The sequence below is a fragment of the Vibrio sp. D404a genome (assembly GCF_030248535.1).
Classification (GTDB): domain Bacteria; phylum Pseudomonadota; class Gammaproteobacteria; order Enterobacterales; family Vibrionaceae; genus Vibrio.
On sequence record NZ_JAHGAJ010000007.1, the window covers coordinates 223712 to 245878 of the forward strand.

The 22167-nt window shown below is 46.1% G+C and carries 22 protein-coding genes, 1 tRNA gene and 1 riboswitch; of the genes, 14 read left to right on the forward strand and 9 right to left on the reverse strand.

Annotated elements, in window-relative coordinates; all coding sequences use genetic code 11:
* Window positions 1-191 precede the first annotated feature (191 nt).
* The 5 genes from moaE to moaA all read right to left on the reverse strand — a co-directional run bounded on the left by moaE (window position 192) and on the right by moaA (window position 2974).
* Window positions 192-647: a molybdopterin synthase catalytic subunit MoaE gene (gene moaE / locus KI655_RS05110; protein ID WP_285402371.1), complete on the reverse strand. Its 456-nt coding sequence runs from the start codon at window positions 645-647 to the stop codon at window positions 192-194.
* A 2-nt stretch (window positions 648-649) separates the two neighbouring features.
* Window positions 650-895 (reverse strand): molybdopterin synthase sulfur carrier subunit, encoded by a 246-nt coding sequence (moaD, locus tag KI655_RS05115; RefSeq protein WP_285402373.1) that lies wholly within the window; start codon window positions 893-895, stop codon window positions 650-652.
* The gene (gene moaC / locus KI655_RS05120; protein ID WP_285402375.1) at window positions 895-1371 is read right to left on the reverse strand and encodes a cyclic pyranopterin monophosphate synthase MoaC; all 477 of its coding nucleotides are present in this window, start codon (window positions 1369-1371) and stop codon (window positions 895-897) included. Before moaC ends, moaD begins: the two co-directional genes overlap by 1 nt.
* Window positions 1372-1382: 11 nt before the next feature.
* Window positions 1383-1895 (reverse strand): molybdenum cofactor biosynthesis protein B, encoded by a 513-nt coding sequence (moaB, locus tag KI655_RS05125; RefSeq protein ID WP_150868996.1) that lies wholly within the window; start codon window positions 1893-1895, stop codon window positions 1383-1385.
* Window positions 1896-1984: 89 nt separating this feature from the next.
* Window positions 1985-2974, reverse strand: coding sequence for a GTP 3',8-cyclase MoaA (gene moaA / locus KI655_RS05130; protein ID WP_285402378.1), 990 nt, complete (start codon window positions 2972-2974; stop codon window positions 1985-1987).
* Window positions 2963-3116: riboswitch (molybdenum cofactor riboswitch) on the reverse strand. Its footprint overlaps the gene before it by 12 nt.
* 195 nt (window positions 3117-3311) lie before the next feature.
* Between moaA and KI655_RS05135 the strand changes: the two genes are divergently transcribed.
* Window positions 3312-4199, forward strand: a complete 888-nt coding sequence (locus tag KI655_RS05135) for a YvcK family protein (RefSeq protein ID WP_285402380.1) — start codon at window positions 3312-3314, stop codon at window positions 4197-4199.
* A 54-nt stretch (window positions 4200-4253) separates the two neighbouring features.
* Here the strand turns inward: KI655_RS05135 and luxU are convergent, their stop codons facing one another.
* From luxU to uvrB, 3 genes are all read right to left on the reverse strand, one after another.
* Window positions 4254-4589: a quorum-sensing phosphorelay protein LuxU gene (gene luxU, locus KI655_RS05140; protein WP_285402382.1), complete on the reverse strand. Its 336-nt coding sequence runs from the start codon at window positions 4587-4589 to the stop codon at window positions 4254-4256.
* A gap of 19 nt (window positions 4590-4608) precedes the next feature.
* Complete coding sequence (luxO, locus tag KI655_RS05145; protein ID WP_285402384.1) at window positions 4609-6009, reverse strand: quorum-sensing sigma-54 dependent transcriptional regulator LuxO; 1401 nt, start codon at window positions 6007-6009, stop codon at window positions 4609-4611.
* Between the two features lie 313 nt (window positions 6010-6322).
* Window positions 6323-8353, reverse strand: a complete 2031-nt coding sequence (gene uvrB, locus KI655_RS05150) for an excinuclease ABC subunit UvrB (protein WP_285402386.1) — start codon at window positions 8351-8353, stop codon at window positions 6323-6325.
* A 509-nt stretch (window positions 8354-8862) separates the two neighbouring features.
* Here uvrB and KI655_RS05155 point away from each other — a divergent pair.
* From KI655_RS05155 to KI655_RS05200, 10 genes are all read left to right on the forward strand, one after another.
* A tRNA-Asn gene (locus KI655_RS05155) sits at window positions 8863-8938 on the forward strand.
* Window positions 8939-9219: 281 nt separating this feature from the next.
* The gene (gene rsxA, locus KI655_RS05160) at window positions 9220-9798 is read left to right on the forward strand and encodes an electron transport complex subunit RsxA (protein ID WP_032551997.1); all 579 of its coding nucleotides are present in this window, start codon (window positions 9220-9222) and stop codon (window positions 9796-9798) included.
* 2 nt (window positions 9799-9800) lie between these two features.
* Window positions 9801-10385 carry an electron transport complex subunit RsxB gene (gene rsxB / locus KI655_RS05165; RefSeq protein WP_285402387.1) on the forward strand — a complete coding sequence of 195 codons (585 nt, stop codon included), beginning with the start codon at window positions 9801-9803 and terminating at the stop codon, window positions 10383-10385.
* A 7-nt stretch (window positions 10386-10392) separates the two neighbouring features.
* Window positions 10393-13113, forward strand: a complete 2721-nt coding sequence (gene rsxC, locus KI655_RS05170; RefSeq protein WP_285402388.1) for an electron transport complex subunit RsxC — start codon at window positions 10393-10395, stop codon at window positions 13111-13113.
* Window positions 13113-14159, forward strand: a complete 1047-nt coding sequence (rsxD, locus tag KI655_RS05175) for an electron transport complex subunit RsxD (RefSeq protein WP_285402389.1) — start codon at window positions 13113-13115, stop codon at window positions 14157-14159. The genes rsxC and rsxD overlap by 1 nt, the downstream gene beginning before the upstream one ends.
* A 14-nt stretch (window positions 14160-14173) precedes the next feature.
* Window positions 14174-14803, forward strand: a complete 630-nt coding sequence (gene rsxG, locus KI655_RS05180) for an electron transport complex subunit RsxG (RefSeq protein WP_285402390.1) — start codon at window positions 14174-14176, stop codon at window positions 14801-14803.
* Window positions 14803-15495 carry an electron transport complex subunit E gene (locus KI655_RS05185; RefSeq protein WP_150869004.1) on the forward strand — a complete coding sequence of 231 codons (693 nt, stop codon included), beginning with the start codon at window positions 14803-14805 and terminating at the stop codon, window positions 15493-15495. The genes rsxG and KI655_RS05185 overlap by 1 nt, the downstream gene beginning before the upstream one ends.
* 130 nt (window positions 15496-15625) lie before the next feature.
* Window positions 15626-16261 carry an endonuclease III gene (gene nth / locus KI655_RS05190; RefSeq protein ID WP_285402391.1) on the forward strand — a complete coding sequence of 212 codons (636 nt, stop codon included), beginning with the start codon at window positions 15626-15628 and terminating at the stop codon, window positions 16259-16261.
* Window positions 16262-16306: 45 nt separating this feature from the next.
* Window positions 16307-16723, forward strand: coding sequence for a lactoylglutathione lyase (gene gloA / locus KI655_RS05195; protein ID WP_239841444.1), 417 nt, complete (start codon window positions 16307-16309; stop codon window positions 16721-16723).
* Between the two features lie 198 nt (window positions 16724-16921).
* Window positions 16922-17356 carry a DUF2753 domain-containing protein gene (locus KI655_RS05200; RefSeq protein WP_285402392.1) on the forward strand — a complete coding sequence of 145 codons (435 nt, stop codon included), beginning with the start codon at window positions 16922-16924 and terminating at the stop codon, window positions 17354-17356.
* 77 nt (window positions 17357-17433) lie between these two features.
* Here KI655_RS05200 and KI655_RS05205 read toward each other — a convergent pair whose 3' ends face one another.
* The gene (locus KI655_RS05205) at window positions 17434-18315 is read right to left on the reverse strand and encodes an OmpA family protein (protein WP_285402393.1); all 882 of its coding nucleotides are present in this window, start codon (window positions 18313-18315) and stop codon (window positions 17434-17436) included.
* Window positions 18316-18503: 188 nt separating this feature from the next.
* Between KI655_RS05205 and rnt the strand changes: the two genes are divergently transcribed.
* From rnt to KI655_RS05220, 3 genes are all read left to right on the forward strand, one after another.
* Window positions 18504-19154: a ribonuclease T gene (rnt, locus tag KI655_RS05210; protein WP_285402394.1), complete on the forward strand. Its 651-nt coding sequence runs from the start codon at window positions 18504-18506 to the stop codon at window positions 19152-19154.
* Between the two features lie 67 nt (window positions 19155-19221).
* Window positions 19222-20547 carry a Na+/H+ antiporter family protein gene (locus tag KI655_RS05215; RefSeq protein WP_285402395.1) on the forward strand — a complete coding sequence of 442 codons (1326 nt, stop codon included), beginning with the start codon at window positions 19222-19224 and terminating at the stop codon, window positions 20545-20547.
* Between the two features lie 255 nt (window positions 20548-20802).
* Window positions 20803-22146, forward strand: a complete 1344-nt coding sequence (locus KI655_RS05220; RefSeq protein WP_285402396.1) for a response regulator — start codon at window positions 20803-20805, stop codon at window positions 22144-22146.
* The last annotated feature ends 21 nt before the right edge of the window (window positions 22147-22167 follow it).

Consider the following 22167-nt stretch of genomic DNA (forward strand, 5'->3'; position numbering starts at 1 on the left):
TTGTGAGGGTTATCACTCTATCAAAAGCAGAACAAATAGCTGGTTAGTCGATCATATCGGCACAACAAATTGTTTTATTCGGTTTATATGCTTATTTATTCACACAAACAGCACTCACTTATTGGTTGATTATTCTTCAGGCATAAAAAAACCGACTCAAAGAGTCGGTTTTCAGTTACCCAAATAGGAGTTTATTTTTGCCAGCGCTCGGCTGCTTTCGCATCTGAATCACGAGATTCAACCCAACGAGTCGATTCGGTGGTGCGCTCTTTCTTCCAAAACGGTGCTTTTGTTTTCAGGTAATCCATCACAAATTCACACGCTTCAAATGCCGCCCCACGGTGAGCACTCGATACACCAACGTACACGATTTGATCACCGATATCGAGATCACCCACTCTATGGATAACACGTATCTTTTGAACCGGCCAACGCGCTTCTGCTTGGTCACAGATCTCACTAAGCGACTTTTCTGTCATACCTGGGTAGTGCTCGAGAGACAAACCGATGACGTTATCGCCCAAGTTCATATCACGAACCTTGCCAACAAATGTGACCACCGCGCCTGCTGAGGTTCCTTGCGAGAGGAAATCGTATTCGTCAGCGACGGAAAAGTCTTCAGCGGTCACTAATACACGAGAATCCATGTTTACCCTCCCGTTACTGGCGGGAAGAATGCCACTTCATCGCCATCTTTAACTTCTGTCGTCAATGGTACGATCGATTGATTCAGCGCAGCCAGAAGCTTGCCCTCTTCCAGCGCTATGTCCCACTTACCTTCTTGTTGAACAAGATGGCTGCGAATCGCTTCAATGGTGGCAAAGCTTGCATCCACTTCAAGACTATCAACACCCACAAGCTCACGTGTTTGTGCAAAGAATAGAACTGTAATCATTATTCCGCCTTAAAGTGGCCTGATTTGCCACCCGTTTTTTCTAAAAGGCGTACCTGATCGATCACCATATCTTTCTGTACTGCTTTACACATATCGTAGATGGTAAGCGCGGCAACAGAAGCGGCTGTTAGCGCTTCCATCTCAACTCCGGTTTTACCTGCCAGCTTACAGACTGACTCGATACGAACCTTGTTCTCTTCCACGATAGGCTCAAGCTGAACTTCAACCTTAGATAACAGTAGAGGGTGACAAAGAGGGATAAGATCCCATGTCTTTTTCGCAGCCTGAATTCCAGCAATACGTGCGGTTGCGAACACATCACCCTTGTGATGGCTGCCCGACATAATCAGCTCAAGCGTTTCTGGTGCCATATGGACGAAAGCTTCTGCTCGTGCTTCACGCACGGTTTCTGCTTTTGCCGATACATCAACCATGTTAGCTTCGCCCGAAGCGTTAATGTGAGTAAATTGGCTCATGAAGACCTTCCTTAAACTGAAAGGTGTGGCATGAAGTTACATGGGCGGTGGCTTGCATCAAGTTGTTGTTTGATGATTTTTGTCCAACCTGTGCGACAAGCGCCTGTTGAGCCCGGCATTGCAAAAATCACAGTGTGGTTCGCAAAACCTGCAATCGCGCGAGATTGAATCGTCGATGTGCCGATCTCTTCGTAAGAAACTTGACGGAATAGCTCACCAAAACCTTCTACTTCTTTATCGAAAAGCGGCTTTAGTGCTTCTGGAGTGCTATCGCGAGAAGTAAATCCTGTACCACCAGTGATCATGATTGCTTGTACTGTTTCATCCGCAATCCACTTAGAAACGATTGCACGGATTTTGTACATATCATCAATAACGATCTGCTTGTCGACAACATTGTGGCCCGCTTCCTGCGCGTTTTCCGCTAGGTAGCGACCTGATGTGTCGTTTTCTTCTGTGCGTGTATCTGAAACGGTTAGTACTGCGATGTTTGCAGGTTGGAATTTACTCTCTGCGTGACCCATTTGTTCACCTATTCTATCTATTTCAATGATTATACTGAGTTCACCCAGCTCCTTTGAGCTAGGTGATTAAATTTTGTTGATATGGGAGCTTAGCCGCCAATCGAAGCAAGGTGCGGTGTCATACCGCTATTGCCATCATGGAGGAAATGACTCACTGATTTGGTTTGCAGTTCGGCTTGAATACGAGCGATGAGCGCATCTTCTTGTTCATCTTGTTGAAGAAGATCACGCAGCTCAACGCCATGGTCGCCAAAGAGACACAAATGAAGCTTGCCTGTTGCCGATACGCGTAGGCGATTGCAGCTTTCACAGAAGTCTTTCTCATATGGCATGATCAAACCAATCTCACCCTTATAGTCGGGATGAACAAATACCTGTGCAGGGCCGTCGTTAACCGCTTTAACTTTCAAAAGCCAACCGTTCGCTATTAGATGGTTTCTAATCGCAACGCCTGATACATGGTGTTTATCAAACAGATCGTCCATTTCGCCGGTTTGCATCAGCTCAATAAAACGCAGTTGAATAGGTTTGTCTTTGATCCAATTAAGAAATGAAGGCAGCTCTTGGCTGTTGAGATCTTTCATCAGCACGACGTTGACTTTGATTTGCTCATAGCCAACCTCGAACGCTTTATCGATACCGCGCATTACCTCAGTGAACTTATTCTCACCCGTAATTTGGTGGAACATACGCGAGTCTAAGCTATCGACGCTGACGTTAATGTGCGTCAGGCCAGCTTCACGCCACTGTGCAACCTGCTTTTCCATACGGTAGCCATTAGTGGTGGTGGCCACTTTTTGGATACCCGGAGTATTGGCTACGGTATCAATAATTTCAGTGAAATCTTTACGTAAGCTTGGCTCGCCACCAGTAATACGAATCTTGGAGGTACCACAATCTGCAAACGCTTTTACAATGCGTTTGATCTCGGGAACACTCAGAAAAGACGAGTTTTTTTGCCCCGAAGGCTTATAGCCATCAGGTAAGCAATACGTACATTTAAAGTTACAGACGTCTGTAACCGACAAGCGCAAGTAATAAAACTTGCGATGGAATCTATCTTCGAATTGTTGCGCCACGGAACACCTTTCCAAACACGGGAGGCATAATCATTTCCAATTAAGCCCTTGTGACAACATGTCACTGGCTCTCAACGCTTATCAATACAGCAAAAGACCACTGTGCGACTTAGCATATAAGAGCTCGGAGTTATGGCAACTACGGTACACGGAGGCACTCGTAGCAGCTGCGTATAAAATACTTAATAATTGTGTGTGAATCTAGCTCTGATACTAAAAAAACGAACCATAGCAGCAAAAAAACCACACCAGACCCTCAAAATAACTCTTGTTGAGTATCTGCTTACAACCATTTACCCTAAATTATAGTTGGTAATAATCTAATAAGAACGAAAAAATGAATTTGTACTCTTCAAAAAAAGTCGTCGCGATTGGCGGCGGTCATGGCTTAGGTCGCATGTTAGCGGCATTAAAGGAGTTTGGCAGTAACGCGACAGGTATTGTCGCTACCACCGACAATGGCGGCTCAACAGGTCGTATTCGTGACTGCCAAGGTGGCATCGCGTGGGGTGATACTCGTAACTGTATTAATCAGTTGATTACCGAACCGTCAATCAGTTCAATGATGTTTGAATATCGTTTCCGAGGTCAAGGTGAGCTAGATGGACACAACCTAGGTAATCTCATGCTTACTGCGCTTGATAACCTGTCGGTAAGACCATTAGAAGCGATTAATCTGATTCGCAGCATGCTGAAAGTAGACGTTAACATCGTACCAATGACTGAGCACCCTTCTGATCTCACGGCACTCTCTATGGATGGTCGTTGGGTTACAGGCGAAACCAATGTCGATGACATGAACGAGCGCCTGCGTCGCCTTGATCTCTCGCCTGAAGTTCCGGCAACCAAGGAAGCCGTTCAAGCGATCGCAGAAGCTGACTGCATCGTGTTAGGACCGGGAAGCTTCCTGACTAGCATCATGCCACCTTTGCTATTGCCTGAAATCGGCAAAGCGATCGCTGACAACACCAATGCAAAAGTAATCTTGGTTGAAAACCTGTCACCTGAAGCAGGTCCTGCAGGGATGATGACGCTTAAAGAGAAGATTGAATGGTGTGAACGCGCATGTAAAGCGCGCAAAATTGACGTGATTATCGGTGATACTGCACACCCTGAACTGGACGGTCAATGGCATTGTGTGACGACCGAGCTCGCATCTCCAAACCGAGATTGGCGTCATGACAGGGTCAAACTACAGCGAGCGATTGAAGCGCAATTAGTTTAAACGATCACTTCTCTGAGTCATGAAAGAAAAAAGGAGCATCACGCTCCTTTTTTATTAGCTCATCAGTTGTTGATATTCACCGTAAGTGGTGACCAACAAGGCCTTCATATCTTGATAGTCATCGTCGGTAATCGGTTTAGACTGTTTTACTTTGGCGTCTAAGCCAATCGCAAAATTACACAGAGAGTCTGCGCCAAAACTGGCCGCACTACTTTTTAATGCATGGCTGATATCGGCTAAGTACTTAGTCGAATCTACCGCATTACTCTGCTCTAAATGTTCATGATAACCCTTGAGTTCCCCTAAAAAAATCTCTAGTAAAACGGGGACGTTCTCTTGACCAATTTCACTAGCAAGTTCATCTACTTTTTGTTGGTTTAGTATTTTCATCGTTATTCTTATGCACTAATTACTCTGAGGATGATTGTTTCGCGTTCCATGCTTGTAACTTACGATAAATGGTCGACGGGCTGACATCTAAGAAACCCGCCGCCCTTGGGATATTGCCATCACAGGCTTTAATTGCCTGCTCTATCGCAGTTTTTTCAGTGAGCCACAATGGGAAGATGTCCTTAACGGAGATATCTTCACTCTGTTTCTCTTTTAATCGTAGACTGTTTTCCAGCGGTTGGTTGAGCGGTGGTGGCAGCATGCTCAAGGTGATCTCTTTACCGTTGTTCAGTACCACAACATTTCGCAATACGTTCTGCAGCTGACGTACATTCCCCGGCCACTCATATTGATTAAATCGATCGATCACTTCTTGAGAGAAACGAACAAACGCTTTGCCCTCTTCCACGGACATATAGCCTAGCAATGAGTAGGCAATTTCAATCACGTCTTCACCGCGCTCGCGCAGTGGTGGAAGGTGCAGTGGGATAACGTAAAGACGGTAATACAAGTCTTCACGGAAGCGACCTTCTTGAACTTCTTTCCACGGGTCTCGGTTGGTTGCGCAGACAAAACGCACATCCACACTCTTCATTTTTGAAGAACCCACTTTTTGGAAAGTACCGGTTTGAATGAAACGAAGCAGCTTGGTTTGAAGCTCAAGGTCCATTTCACAAAGTTCATCAAGGAACAGCGTGCCGCCATCGGCTAATTCTGCTGCACCTTGTCGATCGGTAGCGGCGCCCGTAAAGGCCCCTTTCACGTGACCAAACAGCTCACTCTCGATCAAGTCTTTAGGAATAGCCGCACAGTTGATCGCAATAAACGGCTTATCACCACGTTTACTCGCTGCGTGAACAGCCTCAGCACATACCTCTTTACCGGTACCACTCTCACCTGTAATAAAGATACTCGCCTTACTTGAGGCTGCGGAGTCAATGGTACGATAAACCTGTTGCATGGTTTGGCTACTGCCGATAAAGCCTTGATAGTTTTGGCTCCCCGGATGCTCTGCGCTATTTTTTAGCTTAGTCGCTTTGCGGATAGCATTGTTGACCGTAATACGAAGGCGGTCGGCTTCACAAGGCTTGATAAGGAAGTCTTGAGAACCATGACGCATCGCTTCGACGGCCGTATCTATAGAACCGTGTGCGGTCATGAAGATCACAGGGACTTCTGGGAAGTTCTGTTTTACAGCAAATAGGACGTCCATCCCCGTCATATCAGGAAGACGGAGATCCAAGAGAATGAGATCTGGGATTCTATGGTTGAGACTCTCAATAGCGTCTTTACCTGTGCCCACGATATTGATATCTATCTCGAGTGGAGTCAGGTAAGAACGATACAAAGCAGCAACTGATGCCGTATCCTCTACCATTAACAAATATTTTGATTTGTTATCAAATGTTTGTGATTGCATATCCTAGCCGATATTATTTTGCATTTATTGTAATAATCGCATTCCGCTTTGCATTATGCAAATTAACGGACGCTTTTTATCGCATCATTTTCTGTCAAGGCTAAAAATCATACAGTTAAACATCTGGCATGAAGGATGCAGAATACTAATTGACCTACGGGTCACCTAGCCAACTGACGTTGTTAGTGGATGACATTCCCACAAATGTGAGCCAGTAGAATACTTGCTACTGGCTTTTTTTTATTGCCGAAATGTACCTCTGAATCCGTAATACTCACGCTAGCTAAATACTCACACTAGCTAAGAACCCACACTAACTATTAGTAATAAACTGCTGTCTCATCTGTTCGATTTCATCACGCTTCTGAGCAGCAAGTTCAAACTCGAGGTTCTGAGCGTGTTGATACATTTCCGCCTCTAGTTTACTGATTGCCTTATCCAATTGCTGCGGTGTTAATACTGCATAATCTTGAGATTCTTCAGCAACTTTAGAAAGAGGCACTTGCTTCGACTGGCGCTGCTTCTTGGACTTGGTGATGTCACCCAATTCCATGATGTCTTTAACATTGCGTTTAAGCGCTTGTGGAGTAATGCCCTGCTCTTCATTGTATTGCATCTGTTTGATTCGGCGTCGTTCCGTCTCATCAATCGCTTTCTTCATTGATTTAGTGATTGAGTCACCATACAAGATCGCTTTACCACGGAGGTTACGCGCGGCACGACCTATAGTCTGAATCAGTGAACGTTCAGAACGTAAGAAGCCTTCTTTGTCTGCATCAAGAATTGCCACCAGAGACACCTCTGGCATATCCAGACCCTCACGCAGCAAGTTGATACCGACCAGCACATCAAACTCGCCTAACCTCAAGTCACGGATGATCTCAACGCGCTCAACCGTATCAATATCAGAGTGTAGGTAGCGCACCTTAACATCATGCTCTGTAAGATACTCAGTAAGGTCTTCTGCCATACGCTTGGTGAGTGTTGTGACCAAGACACGCTCATCTTTCTGTGAGCGTATACGAATCTCAGACAACAAATCATCGACTTGGGTCGATACAGGACGAACCTCAATCTCAGGGTCCAGCAAACCCGTCGGACGCACGACTTGATCGGCAATATCCCCATCAGACTTCTCGAGCTCATAATTGCCGGGAGTCGCTGAAACAAATATAGTTTGCGGCGCAATGGCTTCAAACTCGTCAAACTTCATTGGACGATTATCCAACGCAGAAGGCAGACGGAAACCAAATTCCACCAGCGTTTCTTTGCGGGAGCGGTCACCTTTATACATAGCACCAATTTGCGGGACAGTAACGTGGGACTCATCGATAACCAACAAGCCATCAGCAGGCAGGTAGTCGAACAAGGTTGGCGGCGCTTCACCTTCCGCACGACCACTTAAATAGCGCGAGTAGTTCTCGATACCAGAACAGAAACCAAGCTCGGTCATCATCTCGATATCAAACTGGGTTCGTTGAGAGATACGCTGCTCTTCTAACAGTTTATTGTTGTCTTTGAGGTATTGTGCTCGGTCACGAAGTTCTTCTTTTATGTTTTCAATCGCTTCCAATATCTTTTCACGAGGCGTCACATAGTGAGTTTTCGGATAGACAGTGAAACGCGGGAGATCGCGCTGTTTTACAACGCCAGTCAGTGGGTCGAAGATGCTAATGCAGTCAACTTCATCATCGAACATCTCGATTCTAACGGCATCTTGATCCGATTCTGCCGGGAAAATATCAATGACTTCACCGCGCACACGGAACTGACCACGCTCAAATGCAACATCGTTTCTGGAATACTGAAGCTCAGCAAGGCGGCGTAGAATATCGCGTTGGTCGATAACATCACCACGACACACATGGAGCATCATCTTTAGGTAAGACTGAGGGTCACCCAGACCATAGATAGCAGACACCGACGCAACAATAATGGCATCTTTACGCTCTAGAAGGGCTTTGGTTGCCGAGAGGCGCATTTGCTCAATGTGGGCATTAACCGATGCGTCTTTTTCAATGAAGGTATCTGTCGTTGGGACATAGGCTTCTGGTTGGTAGTAATCGTAGTAAGAAACGAAATACTCTACCGCGTTGTTTGGGAAGAAGGCTTTCATCTCACCATACAACTGGGCGGCTAAGGTTTTGTTCGGCGCCAACAAGATCGCAGGACGCTGAGCTTCAGAAATGACATTCGCTAAGGTAAAGGTCTTACCCGACCCCGTCACACCTAATAGTGTCTGGTGCGCCAAACCAGAATCTAAACCATCTAAAAGCTTTGCAATGGCGGTCGGCTGATCACCTGAAGGTTTATAGTCAGAAACCAAGTCGAAGAGCTTACTCATAGGTTGTCATTCCCATACTGTTTATTTAATCAGGGTATTGTCTCCTTAGGTTGGCTATAGATGCAACCTTTATCGAGATAATCACCTCATATTATTGTTGTTAAGTTATAGCTTTTATTCAGATTAATTGATATTATCCGTCGCCCTACCCAAGCATATCTGCTGAATCCAACTTATTTTCATCCACGACTTTTCCCCAAAATTTCTAAAATAACCACGTTTTATGCTGATTACTCAGTAACCGCCCAAAGTTATACACGTCTAAAAAACCACATTAAAGCCATTAATAGCAGGCACTTAGCTCGTATAAGCCCCGTATGCTCAAACTTCTATTTAACGTTGTCAAAGTTTCACCCACACACTTATCCACAATTTTGGTGGATAACTAAAGCAAAGCTAAACTCCGTAAGGGCTACAGAAAAGTAAAGTAATTTATCTATTTTTTTGTCGGTTTTTTCTGTTGACAGATATCCACTGGGTTATTAATATTCGCGTCGCTAACAAGCAATTCCCCCTTAGTTCAGTTGGTAGAACGGCGGACTGTTAATCCGTATGTCGCAGGTTCGAGTCCCGCAGGGGGAGCCAAATTTAAAGAAGCCGCATCACTCGATGCGGCTTTTTGCGTTTTTGTTGACCTGAATTCCTCTAAACCTCGTATTGTTCTAGTCGTAATATCTGCATTCTTAGTCTTACATTTTGCAAGGATCCTTGGGATTGAGAGGGTCTATACTTGCTACAACCAAGTGAATCAAACGATTAGGCGTAGATTTTTTCATCAACTGCCTAAATCCCTAACGATCCTTGGTTGTTATTAGGTGAGCAAAGCAGGATAATATTGGGATCGGAATTTCAAGAATTAATCCATTATGACCGAATACCTTTTGTTGTTGGTTGGCACTGTGCTGGTCAACAACTTTGTGCTAGTTAAATTTTTAGGGCTGTGTCCTTTCATGGGCGTTTCCAAAAAACTGGAGACGGCAATTGGCATGGGCTTAGCAACGACGTTTGTGTTAACACTGGCGTCGGTTTGCTCGTACCTTGTAGAAAACTACATTCTTGCTCCATTGGGCATTGAGTACCTAAGAACCATGAGCTTCATCTTAGTGATCGCGGTTGTGGTTCAATTTACTGAGATGGTTGTGCACAAAACCAGTCCAACGCTATACCGACTTCTGGGCATCTTCCTGCCGCTGATCACAACCAACTGTGCGGTATTAGGTGTGGCACTTCTTAACATCAACGAGAATCACAACTTTATCCAATCGATCGTTTACGGTTTCGGTGCATCGATTGGTTTCTCTTTGGTATTGATCCTATTCGCCGCTATGCGTGAACGCATCACCGTGGCAGATGTACCAATGCCATTCAAAGGTGCGTCGATTGCGATGATCACTGCAGGCTTAATGTCACTGGCATTCATGGGCTTTACAGGGTTGGTGAAGTAACCATGAGTACCATTTTAATTGCAATTATTGCCTTAGCTGTATTGGCCGCTGTATTTGGTGCCATTCTTGGTTTTGCATCTATCCGATTTAAAGTTGAGGCTGACCCTATCGTCGATCAAATCGACACTATTCTGCCTCAAACACAATGTGGTCAATGTGGTTACCCTGGCTGTAGACCGTACGCGGAAGCTATTGCCAACGGAGATAACATCAATAAATGTCCTCCTGGCGGCCAGGCAACAATCGAAAAACTTGCCGATTTGATGGGTGTAGAAGTTGAAGACTCGGCACACGATCTCGACAACAAAGTCAAAACCGTCGCCTTCATTCATGAAGACATGTGTATTGGTTGTACCAAATGTATTCAGGCTTGCCCGGTCGACGCGATCGTCGGCGGAACCAAAGCCCTTCACACGGTCATTAAAGATGAGTGTACCGGATGTGATCTTTGTGTAGCTCCTTGCCCTACAGACTGTATAGAAATGATTCCTGTCGCGACAACAACTGAAAATTGGAAATGGCAAATGAACATGATTCCGGTTACTGACATCACTAACCAAGCTGCTCCAGCAGAAAAAGAAGCGTAGGGTTAGTATGATCTCATTAATTGAACAAATTCGTACCGGCTCTGTTTGGACCTTTCCAGGTGGTGTACACCCTGCCGAAAACAAAACACAATCTAACGGCTCTGATCTGATCCATGCATCGATCCCGCAAGAGATTGTGCTACCTGTAAAACAGCATATCGGCAAAGCCGGCAATATATTGGTTGCTGTTGGTGACGCTGTACTCAAAGGCCAGCAGCTGACTGCATTGGACACAGGTTTCACTCTTCCTGTACACGCCCCAACATCGGGTACCGTTGTTGCCATCGAACCAAGAACTACCGCTCACCCTTCTGGCCTTTCTGAACTGAGCATCGTGATCAAACCTGATGGTCAAGATCAGTGGATCGAACGTCAAGGCGTTGAAGATTACACGCAAAAGAGCGCGGATGAACTTCTGGATATCATTCGTCAAGCGGGTATCTCAGGCATGGGGGGGGCTGGCTTCCCTACCGCAAAGAAACTTCAGTCTGGATTGGGTCGTACAGATCTTCTGATCGTCAACGCTGCTGAGTGTGAGCCTTACATCACCTCTGATGACAAACTACTTCAAGAGCACGCGGATGAGGTGCTAAAAGGTATCGAAGTTGTTGAACACCTATTGCAGCCAAAGCTGACTGTAATTGGTATCGAAGACAACAAGCCACAAGCGATTAAAGCACTAGAGCTCGCTGCAAAAGACAAAGATATCGTCATTCGAGTCATTCCGACCAAATACCCATCTGGTGGTGAGAAGCAGCTAATTAAGATTCTCACTAACAAAGAAGTACCTGCGGGCGGCATTCCTGCAGATATTGGCGTGTTGGTACAGAACGTCGGCTCACTCTACTCTATCAAACGAGCAGTGATTGACGGCGAACCTGTAGTGAACCGTGTCGTTACATTGACCGGTAAAACCTTTAAGCAGCCACGTAATGTATGGGCTCTGTTAGGCACACCAGTCAGCGCATTGCTTGAAGAGTTTGGATACAAAGCAGATAAAAAGCTACCAAGACTTATCTTGGGTGGGCCTATGATGGGCTTTACGTTGCCACATGAAAACGTGCCGATCACTAAAACATCAAACTGTATTCTAGCGCCAACGCGCCGCGAGATTTCTCCTAACAGCTACGAAATGGAGTGTATCCGTTGTAGTCAATGTGCAGAGGCTTGCCCTGCTTCGTTGCTACCTCAACAGCTTCAATGGCACGCTAAGGCAAATGAGCTCGATAAATGTGAAGAGCTCAACATCAAAGACTGTATCGAGTGTGGTGCTTGTGCGTTTGTCTGCCCAAGTGAGATCCCACTTGTTCAGTATTACCGCCAAGCCAAAGCAGAAATCAAAACTCGTCGAGATGAAGCCGCCGCAGCCGAGCGCGCCAAACTGCGTTTTGAAGAGAAAAATGCCCGTATGGAACGCGACAAGGCTGAGCGTGAGAATCGATTTAAGAAAGCCGCTGACAATCGTCGTAAAGAGATGAAGACATCTGACGGTGATGACGCAATTGCCGCAGCCATTGCACGAGTGAAAGCACAGAAAGCCGCGGGCACAGATACAGCAAGCAGCGAGCCGGCTGTGAAGCCAGCAGTTGCCGCTGCCATTGCTAAAGCGAAAGCAAAACAAGCAGCCGCTCAGCAAGGTAACAACGCAGAGCCAGACAACACCGAAATGTCCAAGCTACGCGAAGAGCGCAAAAAGCTAGCTCGAGAACGCAAAGCTCAACAAGCCACCAGCGACAACCCAAGCTCTGGTGAAGACAAGAAAGATGCCGTTGCTGCAGCTATTGCTCGTGCCAAAGCGAAGAAAGCACAACAGGCAGAAACAAGCTCTGATTCAGGCGCTGACACGAAGAAAGACGCTGTCGCTGCGGCTATTGCTCGTGCCAAAGCGAAGAAGGCACAGAAGGCAGAAACAAGCGCTGATTCAGGTGCTGATTCAGGTGCTGACGCTAAGAAAGACGCAGTCGCTGCTGCCATTGCTCGTGCTAAAGCGAAAAAAGCACAGCAAGCTCAGCCACAGGTTGAAGAAGCGGAAACTGAGACAGCAGACGAAGCGGTTGATCCGAAGAAAGCTGCAGTGGCCGCTGCCATTGCTCGTGCTAAGGCGAAAAAAGCACAGCAAGCTCAACCAAAGGTTGAAGAAGCGGAAACTGAGACAACAGACGAAGCGGTTGATCCGAAGAAAGCTGCAGTTGCCGCTGCCATTGCTCGTGCTAAAGCGAAAAAAGCACAGCAAGCTCAACCACAGGTTGAAGAGGCAGAAGTTGAAACTGAGACAGCAGACGAAGCAGTTGATCCGAAGAAAGCTGCAGTTGCCGCTGCCATTGCTCGCGCTAAAGCAAAAAAGGCACAGGTTGAAGAAGCTGATGCATACACTGGGACAGCAGACGAAGCGGTTGATCCGAAGAAAGCTGCTGTTGCCGCTGCCATTGCTCGCGCTAAAGCGAAAAAAGCACAGCAAGCTCAACCACAAGTTGAAGAAGCTGATGCAGACACTGGGACAGCAGACGAAGCGGTTGATCCGAAGAAAGCTGCTGTTGCCGCTGCCATTGCTCGCGCTAAAGCGAAAAAAGCACAGCAAGCTCAACCACAAGTTGAAGAAACTGAAACTGAGACAGCAGACGAAGCGGTTGATCCAAAGAAAGCTGCTGTTGCCGCGGCCATTGCTCGTGCAAAAGCGAGAAAGGCTCAACAAGAGCAGAATAAAAAGAACATTGAGGAGAAAGAGTAGTGGCCTTCTTTATTGCCAGCTCACCACACGCGCATAGCCGCAGAAGCACACCCGATCTAATGAAATGGGTGGCGATTGCCGCGCTACCTGGACTATTGGCCCAAACCTACCTCTTTGGTTGGGGTACGATCATTCAGCTCGTGTTCGCTATTTTGCTTGCCGTTACTTTCGAAGCTTGTGTCATGTTACTTCGTAAACGCCCGCCTGTTATGGCGTTACGCGACTACAGCGCAGTGGTTACTGCATGGCTTTTAAGCGTTGCGATCCCGCCACACTCTCCTTGGTGGTTAATGGTTATCGGTTTGTTCTTTGCCATTGTTATTGCGAAACACCTTTACGGTGGGCTAGGACAAAACCCATTTAATCCAGCCATGGTCGCCTATGTGGTATTGCTGATCTCATTCCCAGTGCAAATGACAAGCTGGAATGCACCCATCAGTTTGAGTGCAGAACCTGCAAGCTTTGTTGATTCGTTCTTGATGATCTTTACTGGTTTTAACAATGAAGGCCTCTCTTTACAGCAGGCTCGAGTTGGTATTGATGGCACGACAATGGCGACACCATTAGATGCATTCAAAACATCTCTAGCAGCAGGCAACACCGCTTCTGAAGCACTTTCACAGCCTCAATTTAGCTGGCTTGCAGGCATTGGCTGGGAGTGGGTAAACATCGCTTATCTACTAGGCGGCCTTGTCTTAATCAAACAACGTGTGATTCAGTGGTACATTCCTGTCTCATTCTTGGCAAGTTTGACGCTATTTAGTCTGGTGTTCAGTGTGCTTACCCCGGGTGAAACTGCATCACCATTGGTTCATTTGCTCTCTGGTGCCACGATGCTCGGTGCATTCTTTATCGCTACTGATCCTGTATCCGCCTCTACAACAGTTAAAGGTCGATTGGTATTTGGTGCGATGATCGGTGGCTTGGTCTTCATTATTCGTAGTTGGGGTGGCTTCCCTGACGGTGTTGCCTTTGCAGTGCTGTTAGCCAATATGTGCGTTCCTTTGATCGACTACTACACCAAACCTCGTACATACGGCCATTAAGGAAATCACATACCATGCTAAATGCTATTAGAAAGAATGGTTTAACCCTTGCAATTTTTGCCTGTGCATCCACAGGTCTAGTGGCCGTTACCCACTATCTGACAAAAGACCAGATCAAGCAACAAGAGCAAGTACAACTACTATCTGTCTTGAATCAAGTGATCCCACACGAGAAACATGACAACGAATTGTTTTCGTCTTGTACACTGGTTGAGTCTGAAGCGCTGGGCAGCAAGCAAGCCATGCCCGCTTACATTGCAACCATCAATGGTGAACCGAGTGCGATTGCTATTGAGGCCATTGCGCCTGATGGCTATAACGGTGCGATTAAAGTGATCGTTGGTCTGGATATCGACGGCACAGTTTTAGGGACTCGAGTCCTTTCACACCAAGAAACACCTGGGCTTGGGGATAAGATCGACCTTCGCGTTACCGACTGGATCACTTCATTTACTGGCAAACAAGTCACTGAAACGAACCAAGATAAGTGGAAAGTACGCAAAGATGGCGGTGACTTCGACCAATTTACCGGTGCAACCATCACCCCAAGAGCCGTAGTAAAAGCGGTGAAGAATGCTGTCGTGTTCGTTAATGAAAACCAACAGACACTGTTGTCTCAGCCTAAAAACTGTGGAGGCGCATAATGAGTGAACATAAAACGCTGATTAAAAATGGCATGTGGGCAAACAACCCTGCCCTTGTACAACTGCTTGGCCTTTGTCCATTATTAGCGGTGTCGTCAACGGTTACTAACGCGCTAGGCTTAGGCATCGCGACACTGTTAGTCCTAGTTGGCTCAAACGTCTGTGTATCTTTGGTGCGCAATCACGTTCCAAAAGAGGTACGTATCCCTGTATTCGTAATGATCATTGCCTCATTAGTAACCTGTGTTCAGCTACTGATGAACGCTTACGCATACGGTCTATACCTGTCTCTGGGTATTTTTATCCCTCTGATTGTGACCAACTGTATTATTATCGGTCGAGCTGAGGCGTTTGCTTCTAAAAACACGGTACTGCCAGCAGCGCAAGATGGCTTTTGGATGGGGATGGGTATGACTGCCGTTCTTGTTGTACTAGGCGCTATGCGCGAGGTCATTGGTAATGGCACCTTGTTTGACGGTGCAGATCTGTTACTTGGTGATTGGGCAGCCGCACTACGAATTGAAATATTCCAATTCGATAATAGCTTCTTACTGGCACTGCTACCGCCGGGCGCGTTCATCGGCGTTGGCTTCTTGATTGCGCTGAAGAACCTCATCGACCATCAAGCAAAAGCAAGACAGCCGAAGCAAGAGAAACCAACAATCGAACGCGCACGTGTCACTAACGCGTAGTTCAAATCATTCAAAGGGGCTAATTTAGCCCCTTTTGCAAATATAAATAAAGACACTCACAAGAGTGCAAAGAACAACAAGCTTGAAGCTTAAGCCACTCCGAGCTTTAAAACTGGAAAGTAATGTCACTATGAATAATGTCAAACGCGTACAAATCTTAGAGCGTTTAAGGGAAAACAACCCGAATCCTCAGACCGAACTCAACTGGAGCTCTCCCTTTGAGTTATTGATCGCGGTTTTGCTATCAGCGCAAGCCACCGATGTCAGTGTTAACAAGGCAACCGATAAGCTCTACCCTGTTGCCAACACACCACAAGCGATTTATGACCTAGGTGTTGATGGACTAAAAGAATACATCAAGACCATTGGCCTGTTTAACTCAAAGGCCGAGAACACCATCAAAACTTGCCGCATGTTGCTCGACCTGCACAACGGCGAAGTTCCTGAAGACCGTGCCGCTCTTGAAGCCTTACCTGGTGTTGGTCGTAAAACAGCAAATGTGGTGCTCAACACTGCATTTGGCTGGCCAACCATTGCCGTCGATACTCACATTTATCGCGTATCGAATCGTAGTAAGTTCGCAATGGGTAAAACTGTTGATGACGTTGAGCAAAAACTGCTTAAAGTCGTACCAAAGGAGTTCAAGCTAGATGTACATCACTGGCTGATTCTGCACGGCCGCTATACTTGTGTGGCGCGCAAGCCACGCTGTGGTAGCTGCATCATTGAAGACTTATGCGAATTCAAAGAGAAGACCGAAGTCTAACCAATTATCGGTTTTCTATAAAAACATCAAAGCTAGGAGCAAACTATGTCAAACGGTCGTATTTTACACACCATGCTACGCGTCGGCGATTTGGATCGTTCAATCGAGTTCTACACTGACGTGATGGGCATGAATGTACTTCGTCGCAACGAAAACAAAGAGTACGAATACACACTAGTATTCGTGGGTTACGGCGATGAATCACAAGGTTCAGTGATTGAGTTGACCTACAACTGGGGAACGTCTGAGTACGATCTTGGTAACGCATTTGGTCACGTTGCTATCGGTGTTGACGATATCTACACAACATGTGATGCAATCAAAGCGGCAGGTGGCAACGTTACTCGTGAGCCGGGCCCCGTGAAAGGCGGTTCAACGCACATTGCATTTGTTAAAGACCCAGACGGCTACATGATTGAGCTGATTCAAAACAAGCAAGCTAGCGCTGGACTGGAAGGCTAATTTCAGGCTTCCGCTACTTAAGTAGTCACAACGATTCAATAATAAAGCGAGCATCATGCTCGCTTTTTATTTTCCACTTCATTTCGTAGCAGTGGCTCTCATAAAACACTACCTCTTGCTTAAATCTCAGTTATTAGACTTTACATGATAATGATTATCGTTTAGATTGATGCCAGTTTTAATTTGGGAGCTATCATTATGATAAACGAATGGGAAAAACACACTTTACTTGCCGATACCGCGCTGCAACTCGACGATCCTATTCGAAGCATCCTACACTATCAGCAAGCGCTAACTCTCAGTGAAAGAATTACTGAACGCACGGATATCGAAGCTGATGAGCGACTACTGATCTCCGTTATTTCATGCCACAACTTAGCACAATTCTGGCGTTGGGCTGGCGACACTGAATATGAGCTAAAATATCTACAGCTCGCTTCAGAAAAAGTACTGACCCTGATTCCTCAATGCCCAAATACACAGTGTGCTAGCTTTATCGACTCTATTGGCTGCTGTAAGAAGGCGTTGATTGATTTTATGAAGCGCCACCCGAACCCAAAAATTGCCTCTATGGTAGAGAAAATAGATACGGCGACCAACTGCGAAATTATTGCCAAATTCCGTCTTAACTAATTGCTTTCCTGCCCGGAAATAAAAATGCCAGTCTGTCGAGACTGGCATTTTTATTTGATTGAATAATAGGTTGATGATTAAACCTGAGTTCGCCCCAGTGAAATCACCACGCGTCGGTTCTTATCTTTGCCGATAGGTGATGCATTATCGGCAATCGGACGACGCTTGCCATAACCCTGAACTTGGATTCGTTCTTCTGAAAGACCAAGCGATTTAAAATACTCACGTAGCGACTCTGCTCGACGCTCCGATAGGTTTTGGCTGACACCTTTGCTGTCTGCTGAATCTGTGTATGTTGCCACCAGCACAAGGTCGATATCTTGGTTATAACGGATGTATTCGGCAATCTGACTCAAACGCTTTTGAGAAGCCTTACTCAGCTGGTCGCTATTTCTATCGTAATGAAGAATGGTAAATGAGATATCTTCAAAGCTGTACGGCAACAAGTTAGCAATACAGTCACTAAATACATTGTATTTCTGCTGGAACAGCACTGAAGAGAGAGCAACTTCAATTCGCTGATCTCGGCTCTGCCACTCTTGATAGCTAAACGTTGGGTAACGCCCTTTCTCTAACTCACTCAAGATCCCCCAAGCCGTTTGACCACCAACGTAGCCGTCAAATTGCTGGAAAAACTTAATCGTTGTCATGCGATCCGCGCTTTCCCCCGGACGCCAAGGTGGTGGCATCGAGATCAAGCTGACATTGCGTGTCGCCCCCATTGGACGGCGCATTTTTAGTTCAAAATCTAAAATGATCTTTTTGCTGGCACGCGATGAAAACTCCGCATCACCAAAATTTGGAATCGGGTGAACCAGTCGACATTCCAATGGGGTATTTGCCACCATTTCCCAAGTCGACTGTTGAGGAGATGCCCCATATCGCTTCTCTTGCGCAAGCGCCGTCGACGACATCAGTAACGAAAACAGAATTGAACCTGTAATTAGTCGTTTATTCATAAGGGGGAGTATCTCTTAAGCAATTCGTTTAACAATGCAGCCAATTGCCGCATATTCTCTCTAGTCAGATTAATGCAAATATCGCGCCGAATGTGGGTGGCTAATTTATGAATTAATCACTTTCTGGAGTTTTTATCACTGCTATTATCTGCAATAATGCAGCCTCAATCACACTTATTTGGGCCAACATGACTGTAGAAAACGAAGCTCTGACCCTAAAAAAACGTTTCCGTGGCTATTTTCCGGTAGTCATTGACGTGGAAACCGCAGGGTTCAACGCGAAAACCGATGCATTATTAGAAATCTGTGCCATTACATTAGCAATGGATGAAAACGGAGATCTTCATCCAGCATCGACGCTTCATTTTCATATCGAGCCCTTTGAAGGTGCCAACATCGAGCAAGAAGCCTTAGATTTCAATGGCATCAAAGACCCTTTCAGTCCATTACGTGGTGCGGTCTCTGAGCAAGAAGCCCTCAAAGAGATCTACAAACTTGTGAGAAAAGAACAAAAAGCTTCCAATTGCAGCCGCGCTATCATGGTGGCACATAACGCAACATTTGACCTGAATTTCGTCAATGCTGCTAGTGAGCGTTGTAAGCTTAAACGCGTCCCTTTCCATCCTTTTGCAACTTTTGACACTGCTGCCTTAAGTGGACTTGCCTATGGCCAAACCGTTCTGGCTAAAGCTTGCCGTACTGCGGGGATGGATTTTGACAACAAAGAAGCACACTCTGCTTTGTATGATACTCAAAAAACAGCTGAACTGTTTTGCGGTATCGTTAACAAATGGAAAGCCTTAGGCGGCTGGCCACTTGTTGAACCAGAACAAGAATAAAATCGACAAACGTTTTTCGTATTGTCATTAATTAAAAAGTAGTTAAACACAACACTCCGAGAAAATTATGAACCCTGTTGTTATATCAGTTTGCATCATGCTAGTTCTGGCCTTGATGCGTGTTAACGTTGTCGTTGCTCTCACATTCAGTGCGATCATCGGTGGCGTTGTGTCGGGCATGACTCTTAACGATGCCGTTGCAGCCTTTGAAAGCGGATTAGGTGGCGGTGCTACCATCGCACTTAGCTACGCAATGTTAGGTACCTTTGCGGTTGCTATCTCACGTTCAGGTATCACAGACCTACTTGCTCAAAGCGTTATTAAACGTATTCACGGCAAAGAGAACAGCGCTGCGTCTAACGGTTTGAAATACGGCATTCTTGCATCACTTATTCTAGTGACCATGTCTTCTCAAAACGTTATCCCTGTGCATATCGCCTTTATTCCAATTTTAATTCCACCTCTACTAGGCGTATTTGCGAAAATGAACCTTGACCGTCGTTTGGTCGCGTGTGTTCTGACATTTGGTCTGATCACGCCATACATGGTTCTTCCAATTGGTTTCGGTGGTATTTTCCTTAACAATATCCTACTAAAGAACCTACACGACAATGGCCTTGAAAACGTGGTTGCAAGCCAAGTGCCTGTCGCTATGCTTCTGCCTGCAGCAGGCATGATCTTTGGTCTACTAACAGCGGTTTTCTTCACTTACCGTAAACCACGCCAATACAAAGAGACTGAACACACAACAGTGTCGACAGAAGCTAAGCAAATCAACAAGAAGCACATCATTGTGGCGGCTGTTGGTATTGTTGCAGCTCTGACTGTTCAGCTTTCGACTGGCTCAATGATCATCGGTGCTCTAGCGGGCTTCATGGTGTTCACTTTTGGTGGCGTAATTGCGTGGAAAGAGACGCAAGACGTGTTCACTAAAGGCGTTCACATGATGGCAATGATCGGCTTCATCATGATTGCCGCAGCAGGTTTTGCCGCAGTAATGAAGCAAACAGGTGGCGTAGAGTCACTTGTAGAGGCCCTATCGACCACGATTGGTGATAACAAGCCGCTTGCTGCTCTTCTTATGTTGGTTGTGGGTCTATTGGTGACAATGGGTATCGGCTCTTCATTCTCGACTATCCCAATTCTGGCAACAATCTACGTACCGCTAGCAGCTGCATTCGGTTTCTCTCCTATGGCGACTATCGCACTAGTAGGTACAGCGGCTGCACTTGGTGACGCGGGCTCGCCAGCTTCAGACTCTACGCTTGGTCCAACATCGGGTCTTAACGCGGACGGTCAACACGAGCACGTTTGGGAAACGGTAGTACCAACTTTCCTACACTACAACCTACCGCTGATCGCATTCGGTTGGATTGCGGCAATGGTTCTTTAGTCTAAAGCTAAACGTATACCTTTCAAAACCGCCTACCATTAGGCGGTTTTTTATTGCCTTTCTCATAACCCACCCTCTTATTACGTACGTGATTCCCTTTCCAAAAGCACTCTGTTTTTATGCATCAGGTGGCATTTTATAACATGCCCTTCTACACTTAAGTGTCTAATAAATAAGCTGTGCAATCCTAGATAAATAATTCGATAAATAGATGGATATGTACGGTAAAGGCTCAATACGTCATAAGGCTAATATATGGATATACTTGCCCAATCACGCTATCTGATCATCGATGACAGTAGTGTGATTCAGAGTGCGACTCGTGCACTGCTCATCAAACTCGGCGTTCCCAATAACAACGTCATTAGTGCCTCCAACGCACAAAGTGCAATTGAAGCATGTCGCGCACATCGTTTTGATATTCTACTCGTCGATCACGACCTCGGAGCTGGCAGTAACGGCTTACAGCTCTTAGAGTTTCTACAACAAAAAGAGCTTATCAAACCTCAAACACTGGTTTTCATCGTCACTGGCAATGACAGCCAAGACATTTTCTTTGGCTATGCGAACTTCGAACCCGATGGCTATCTCATCAAGCCAATACGAGCGGATGACATCATTAAGCGTGTTACTTTAGGGCTGTCGCGCCAGCATTACTTTTCGACCTTAGAGCAAACTTACATCAAAAGTGGTCTCAACGCAGTTAAGCCCTTGTTTGCCAAAGCACCCGATCCTTCGACCCTCAAAGACGCGATTGTTTATATGGCTAAGGTGCTGATCAAAAATAAGCACCTTGATGAAGCACAGGCGATGCTCAATGGTCTTCTTCAGCTGCATGATTACTTACCCGCGAAGATAAAACTGGCTGAAATCCAAATCGCTAAACAACAGTACCAAGACGCTCTAAGTCAGTTGGACGTACTGATTGAACAAAACCCACGGAATCTCAAGCTACAGCAACTCAAAGTTAAGGTGTGTCTCAACACCAACAAACTTGAGATGGCGGACAACACCATTGATCATGTGCTTTCGGTGAATGGCAGCAATATAGAGCTCACCAATACCATGGTGTGGCTGCAACTGCTCAATCGCGATTTTGATAAAGCAACCCAGCATTTACGTGCTCTGGCACAACTCTTACCCCACTCAATTTGGGATTCGACAGGTAAGCGCGCTCTGATCTTGTGGTGTGACTCTTCCAACCTGACAGAGAAAGAGCTGCAGCTGTGGCGTCCTGAAGCTGCTTGGCAGAGGCTTTCTCATTCAGAAAAGAGCTATGCGCTCAGCAAACCCCTGCTTAAGTTATGTCGCAGTTTACAGCTTATCCAACTCAATCAACCGGACTCCGCGCGAGCACATATCGATAGCACCTCTAGCAATGAGTTTTCCGAGAACGACATCGAGGCGTTCTTCTTAATGGCACTGTGTTACCAATCACTGGGTGTGCAAGAGAAGGTTGAGCAGATAACACGCCAACTCGACACATTGCTAAAAACCGACAGCAGCGGTCTTGCACTTCTGCAGCGAATAGCACTCCAACAAGCAGACAACTTCGCGCTGCCTCCGCTCAATAAAAGTGCGCCTGCTACTGTGAGCTAATCGAGCTGATCGAATTTACCG

What these genes read in the sequence shown, in the direction of transcription:
- KI655_RS05215 (WP_285402395.1), top strand. Translation starts at nt 19,222, where the DNA reads ATGAACCCTGTTGTTATATCAGTTTGCATCATGCTAGTTCTGGCCTTG.
- uvrB (WP_285402386.1), bottom strand. Translation starts at nt 8,353, where the DNA reads ATGAGTAAGCTCTTCGACTTGGTTTCTGACTATAAACCTTCAGGTGAT.
- nth (WP_285402391.1), top strand. Translation starts at nt 15,626, where the DNA reads ATGAATAATGTCAAACGCGTACAAATCTTAGAGCGTTTAAGGGAAAAC.
- rsxA (WP_032551997.1), top strand. Translation starts at nt 9,220, where the DNA reads ATGACCGAATACCTTTTGTTGTTGGTTGGCACTGTGCTGGTCAACAAC.
- gloA (WP_239841444.1), top strand. Translation starts at nt 16,307, where the DNA reads ATGTCAAACGGTCGTATTTTACACACCATGCTACGCGTCGGCGATTTG.
- rsxC (WP_285402388.1), top strand. Translation starts at nt 10,393, where the DNA reads ATGATCTCATTAATTGAACAAATTCGTACCGGCTCTGTTTGGACCTTT.
- rsxG (WP_285402390.1), top strand. Translation starts at nt 14,174, where the DNA reads ATGCTAAATGCTATTAGAAAGAATGGTTTAACCCTTGCAATTTTTGCC.
- moaD (WP_285402373.1), bottom strand. Translation starts at nt 895, where the DNA reads ATGATTACAGTTCTATTCTTTGCACAAACACGTGAGCTTGTGGGTGTT.
- KI655_RS05220 (WP_285402396.1), top strand. Translation starts at nt 20,803, where the DNA reads ATGGATATACTTGCCCAATCACGCTATCTGATCATCGATGACAGTAGT.
- moaE (WP_285402371.1), bottom strand. Translation starts at nt 647, where the DNA reads ATGGATTCTCGTGTATTAGTGACCGCTGAAGACTTTTCCGTCGCTGAC.
- moaC (WP_285402375.1), bottom strand. Translation starts at nt 1,371, where the DNA reads ATGAGCCAATTTACTCACATTAACGCTTCGGGCGAAGCTAACATGGTT.
- rsxB (WP_285402387.1), top strand. Translation starts at nt 9,801, where the DNA reads ATGAGTACCATTTTAATTGCAATTATTGCCTTAGCTGTATTGGCCGCT.
- KI655_RS05135 (WP_285402380.1), top strand. Translation starts at nt 3,312, where the DNA reads ATGAATTTGTACTCTTCAAAAAAAGTCGTCGCGATTGGCGGCGGTCAT.
- moaB (WP_150868996.1), bottom strand. Translation starts at nt 1,895, where the DNA reads ATGGGTCACGCAGAGAGTAAATTCCAACCTGCAAACATCGCAGTACTA.
- luxO (WP_285402384.1), bottom strand. Translation starts at nt 6,009, where the DNA reads ATGCAATCACAAACATTTGATAACAAATCAAAATATTTGTTAATGGTA.
- luxU (WP_285402382.1), bottom strand. Translation starts at nt 4,589, where the DNA reads ATGAAAATACTAAACCAACAAAAAGTAGATGAACTTGCTAGTGAAATT.
- rnt (WP_285402394.1), top strand. Translation starts at nt 18,504, where the DNA reads ATGACTGTAGAAAACGAAGCTCTGACCCTAAAAAAACGTTTCCGTGGC.
- KI655_RS05205 (WP_285402393.1), bottom strand. Translation starts at nt 18,315, where the DNA reads ATGAATAAACGACTAATTACAGGTTCAATTCTGTTTTCGTTACTGATG.
- KI655_RS05185 (WP_150869004.1), top strand. Translation starts at nt 14,803, where the DNA reads ATGAGTGAACATAAAACGCTGATTAAAAATGGCATGTGGGCAAACAAC.
- KI655_RS05200 (WP_285402392.1), top strand. Translation starts at nt 16,922, where the DNA reads ATGATAAACGAATGGGAAAAACACACTTTACTTGCCGATACCGCGCTG.